Genomic DNA, 2,603 nt, shown 5'->3' with positions numbered 1-2,603 from the left:
TCCCTTAATTGCCGTCAATGATGCCCAGACGAAGTACCTCTTCGATAACCGCTATGGTACCGGGCAGAGTACCATTGACGGTATCACCCGGGCGACCAATGTCCTCTGGGCCGGGAGGAAGGTGGTGGTCTGCGGCTATGGCTGGTGCGGGCGAGGCATCGCCCTGAGGGCCAAGGGTCTGGGCTCCCGGGTGCTGGTGACCGAGGTGGAGCCGGTGCGTGCCCTGGAAGCGGCCATGGACGGTTTTCAGGTGATGCCGCTGCCGGATGCGGCCAGGGAGGGGGATATCTTTATAACCGTCGCCGGTAACAAGAGCGTTATCGATAAGGAGCACCTTCAGGTGATGAAGGACGGGGCTATCCTGGCCAACAGCGGACATTTTAATGTAGAAATCAATATCCCGGCTCTGGAAAGCCTGGCCCGCAGCAAGCGGGAGATACGCCCGTTCGTAGAGGAGTATGTGCTGGGTGACGGGCGGCGCCTGTACCTGCTGGGTGAGGGGAGACTGATTAATCTGGCGGCGGCGGAGGGGCACCCGGCCAGTGTGATGGACATGAGCTTTGCCAACCAGGCGCTGTGCCTGGAGCACCTGGTGAAGAACCGGGGGAAACTGGAGTCCAGGGTCTACCCGGTACCTGTAGAAATCGATAAGCAGGTAGCCAGGTTAAAACTAAACTCTATGGGTATTCATATTGATACCCTGACGCCGGCGCAGGAAGAGTACCTGCTGAGCTGGCAGGAAGGAACCTAGAAAACGGAGAAAAGGAGACACAATGACCAATAGTTTCACAAGTTCACCTAAATATTTACTTGCCTCGGAATCAGTTACCGAAGGACACCCGGACAAACTTTGCGACCAGATATCAGACAGCGTACTGGACGCTATCCTTGCCCAGGACAAGATGGGGCGGGTTGCCTGTGAGGTAGCCACCACCACCGGCCTGGTTATCGTCCTGGGCGAGATTACCACCAACTGCTACATTGATATTCAGAAAATAGTGCGGGGAGTTGTCCGTGACGTGGGCTATACCGACCCTTCTTATGGCTTCGATTATCAGTCATGCGGCATTCTGAACGGCATAAAGGAGCAGTCGGCCGATATTGATATGGGTGTCAGCAAGTCTCTCGAGGCTAAAGAGAGCACCGGGATAAGCCACCTCGATGAGCTTGGCGCCGGCGACCAGGGAATGATGTTCGGCTTCGCCTGCAATGAGACACCGGAGCTGATGCCATTGACCATTTCCCTGTCGCACAAGCTGTGCCAGCGCCTGGCACAGGTGAGGAAGGACGGGACGCTGCCTTACCTCCGCCCCGACGGTAAATCACAGGTAAGCGTTGAGTACAGCATGGGGGTACCCAAGAGGGTTACCAGCGTGGTTATCGCCGCGCAGCATGATGAAACAGACCGCAAGAGTATGGAGCGGGATATCATCAAGCACGTTATCAAGGAAGTGGTCCCGGCCAATTTGCTTGATGACGAGACGCGGTACTATGTTAACGCTACCGGGCGCTTCGTTATTGGCGGGCCGGTATCGGATACCGGTTTCACCGGCCGCAAGATACTTGTCGATACTTACGGGGGTATTGCCCGGCACGGCGGCGGCGCCTTCTCCGGTAAAGACCCGACCAAGGTAGACCGCTCAGCGACCTACGCTGCGCGGTACATCGCCAAGAACATGGTGGCGGCCGGTCTGGCCGACCGCCTGGAAGTCCAGCTTTCTTATGTCATCGGCGTGGCTCATCCCCTTTCCATCTCCGTGGAAACCTTCGGTACGGGTAAGATAGAAAACGATAAACTGCTTGCCCTGATCAACAAGCATTTCGACCTCAGGGCGGGAGCGATTATTCAGAACCTTGACCTGCGCCGCCCCATCTACCGGCAGACGGCTGCCTACGGGCACTTCGGACGGGACGACCTGGACCTGCCCTGGGAGAAGACCGACAAGGCGGATATTTTAAGAAGCAACGGGCTGGGGTAGGTGGAAGGGGGAGTTTAAGAAGGGCGGGAACATAAAATCCCCCTCGTTCCCCCCTGTTCAAGCCAGGGGCAAGCTCTTTACGAAAGGGGAGGATGGATGGACGCTGTCGCGTGAAGTTGTAAAACGGGGCGTTAAAGAGGTTGCTGAAAACGGCTTCCATGTCATTGTCATTGCGAGGAGGCGTAGCCGACGCGGCAATCTGAGAGGTGAGGGGTACCCTTCCCCACACACAGATTGCTTCGCCTTCCGCCTATAGCGGAATGGTTTCGCAATGACAGTTTCCGGGCGGACTTGCAGAAGGATATAGGATTGAAAGAAAATCCAATTAAATTCGGCACTGACGGGTGGCGGGGCATCATCGCTGAAGACTTTACCTTTGCTAACGTCAGAGTCTGCGCCCAGGCGGTGGCCGATTACCTGAAACAGACCGGGCTGGCCGGGCGGGGGCTGATTATCGGCTATGATACGCGTTTTGCCTCCGATGACTTCGCGGCGGCGGTGGCTGAAGTGGCGGCCGCCAACGGGATAAAGGCTTACCTTTCCACCAGTACAGCGCCGACGCCGGTAATCAGCTATGCCACTTTAACCCAAAAGGCCGGTGGGGCGGTGGTCATCACCGCCAGC

The 2,603-nt window shown here is 57.0% G+C and carries 3 protein-coding genes; all 3 read left to right on the top strand.

Features of this window, described 5'->3' with window-relative positions; genetic code table 11:
- Positions 1 to 751, top strand: a 751-nt coding sequence (locus tag Q8Q07_03385; protein ID MDP3879335.1) for an adenosylhomocysteinase, incomplete at its 5' end; no start/stop codon positions are given.
- Between the two features lie 22 nt (positions 752 to 773).
- On the top strand, positions 774 to 1,979 hold the full coding sequence (gene metK, locus Q8Q07_03380; protein ID MDP3879334.1) for a methionine adenosyltransferase: 1,206 nt from the start codon (positions 774 to 776) through the stop codon (positions 1,977 to 1,979).
- 309 nt (positions 1,980 to 2,288) lie between these two features.
- The coding region (locus tag Q8Q07_03375; protein ID MDP3879333.1) for a phosphoglucomutase/phosphomannomutase family protein at positions 2,289 to 2,603 on the top strand (315 nt) is incomplete at its 3' end.

It is taken from the genome of Dehalococcoidales bacterium, from assembly GCA_030698765.1.
Taxonomy (GTDB): Bacteria; Chloroflexota; Dehalococcoidia; order Dehalococcoidales; family UBA2162; genus JAUYMF01.
This window is presented reverse-complemented; position numbering and strand designations above follow the sequence as displayed.

Excerpts from the sequence above, each read along its gene's own strand:
- metK (MDP3879334.1), top strand. The coding sequence starts at position 774 with ATGACCAATAGTTTCACAAGTTCACCTAAATATTTACTTGCCTCGGAA.